Raw genomic sequence first — 2241 nt, forward strand, 5'->3', positions numbered from 1 at the left:
CGTTGGCGCGGCTGAAGGGCCGCGATCCGAAGAATCCGCGGGACGCCGACAGTGGCGAGGGATGCGGCGATTCGATCGACAGACAATCGCTGCCGGCCAGCATCGGCTTGAGCGTCGAGGCGTCGCGGCCCCACAAGATGGCCACCATCGGCTGACGGCGACCCACCAGCGCGCGGATCGCGCATTCGGTCACCGCCTCCCAGCCCTTGCCGCGATGCGACGCGGCATTGCGCGGCTGAACGGTGAGCACCCGGTTGAGCATCATCACCCCGCGCTGCGCCCACGGCGTCAGGTCGCCGCAGGAGGGCGCGGAAAAACCCAGATCGCCGACGTACTCGCGGAAGATGTTCTCCAGGCTTCGCGGCAACGGCCGCACGTCTGGGGCTACCGAAAAGCTCAGTCCGACGGCATGTCCGGGCGTGGGATAGGGGTCCTGCCCGACGATCAGGACCCTGACCTTGTCGAAAGGGAAAGTGAAGGCGCGCAACACATTTTCTCCGGCCGGTAGGTAGCCGCGGCCGGCCGCGACTTCCTCGCGGAGGAACTGACCCATCGTGGCCACCTGCTCCTCGACGGGCTGCAAAGCCGTCGCCCAACCGTCATCGACGAGCTCACGCAGGGGTCTCGCGGTCACACCAGCCCTTCCACCAACACCACCACCGAGTCGGCTCCTGCCTCACGATCTCGCCGCCGCCGCCACCTTACTGCTCAAACGACTGCCAGCCCGCATAGCCGAGCCAGGGCCGGCCGTCGACGAGCACGCCCGCAGGCCCGCCGAGCACCCGCCCGATCACCCGCCACCCGGCGGGTATCGGACCCACGAACGCCGCGACCAGAGCGTGGTCCTCTCCCCCGCCCAACACCCAGTCCCACGGATCGGCGCCGACGGCCTCCGCCGCGCCCACCAACGCTTCGTGGTCGGCGTGCAACATCTTGGCGCTCAGATCAATAGACACGCCGGACGCCTCGGCCACATGACCGAGATCGCCGACCAGACCGTCGGAGATGTCGATCATGGCCAGCGCCCCTGCCGCGGCGGCCGCGCGACCTTGCCGGTACGGCGGGCACGGCACCAGATGGCACCGACGGAGCTCGCTGTATCCATCAACCCCGCGGTGCCACAACGCATATCCCGCGGCAGAACAACCCAGCCGGCCCGCGACGGCCAACTGCGAGCCGGGCCGCGCCCCCGACCGCAACACCGGTGCTCGGCCACCGAGGTCGCCGAGCACCGTCACCGACACCACCCACTGGGGACTGCTGACCAGGTCGCCCCCGACAATGCCGGCACCGATCCGGCCGGCCTCGTCCCACATCCCGTCGGTCAGCGCGTCGATGTCCGCGGCCGAAGTGTGCGCCGGCGCACCAACGCCGACCACGAAGGCGGTGACCCGTGCGCCCATCGCCTCGATGTCGGCAGCGTTCTGCGCCATGGCTTTACGGCCGACATCGTGCGGTGTCGACCAATCCAGCCGGAAATGCCGGCCTTCGACCAGCATGTCGGTCGACACCACCACGCGGCCGTCGCCGGCGGCGACCACCGCGCCGTCATCGCCCGGCCCGACGACCAAGTCGCCCGACGTGGGCCGGCCGCGCGTCAGCCGCTCGATCACCCCGAACTCGCCGAGGTCCCCGAGCGTTCGATCCGACCCACCGATTGGCACACCGACAACGGTAGGTTCTAGGGCACCGAGATCGAGCAGAGGGTGAGGTTATGGCCGCTTCTGATGGCCCGCCGAAAGCGGCGCTCATCGCCGCTTTGGTGGTGGCGATCGGCACGATCGGTGTCATCTTGGCCATCGCGGCAACCCGCAACGAGGTGGCGCCGATGGTCGTCGCCGCGATGCCGGCGCCGCAGGCCCAGAATCCCGCCTGCCAGACGTTGTTCGGAGCGCTGCCCCAACGACTCGGCGACTACTCCCGCGCCCAACTGGCCCAGCCCGCACCCGCCGGTGTCGCCGCCTGGCAGCCCGCCGGCGCCGGGGATCCCGTCGTACTGCGATGTGGCCTGGATCGGCCGGCCGACTTCGTCGTCGGAACCCCGATCCAGGTCGTCGACAACGTGCAGTGGTTCGACGTCAGCCAGGATCAGCGATCCACCTGGTACACCGTCGACCGCTCCGTCTACGTGGCGCTGACGTTGCCGCAAGGCTCCGGACCGACGCCGATCCAACAACTCTCCGAACTGATCGACCGCGTCCTGCCGGCCCACCCGATCGATCCGTCGAGACCGAGCTAACC

General features: G+C 69.5%; 3 protein-coding genes. 1 reads left to right on the forward strand and 2 read right to left on the reverse strand.

Annotated elements, in window-relative coordinates:
* Both AC2VOG_RS08870 and AC2VOG_RS08875 read right to left on the reverse strand, forming a co-directional pair.
* Positions 1 to 634 (reverse strand): uracil-DNA glycosylase (locus AC2VOG_RS08870; protein ID WP_486939543.1); only part of this gene is annotated, 634 nt, incomplete at its 3' end.
* A 67-nt stretch (positions 635 to 701) separates the two neighbouring features.
* The gene (locus AC2VOG_RS08875; protein WP_486939544.1) at positions 702 to 1664 is read right to left on the reverse strand and encodes a thiamine-phosphate kinase; all 963 of its coding nucleotides are present in this window, start codon (positions 1662 to 1664) and stop codon (positions 702 to 704) included.
* Positions 1665 to 1714: 50 nt separating this feature from the next.
* On the opposite strand from AC2VOG_RS08875, the gene AC2VOG_RS08880 reads away from it, so the two are divergent.
* The gene (locus AC2VOG_RS08880; protein ID WP_486939545.1) at positions 1715 to 2239 is read left to right on the forward strand and encodes a DUF3515 domain-containing protein; all 525 of its coding nucleotides are present in this window, start codon (positions 1715 to 1717) and stop codon (positions 2237 to 2239) included.
* Positions 2240 to 2241 lie beyond the last annotated feature (2 nt).

This window comes from Mycobacterium sp. TH-M11 (assembly GCF_057473725.1).

Excerpts from the sequence above, each read along its gene's own strand:
- AC2VOG_RS08880 (WP_486939545.1), top strand. The coding sequence starts at position 1,715 with ATGGCCGCTTCTGATGGCCCGCCGAAAGCGGCGCTCATCGCCGCTTTG.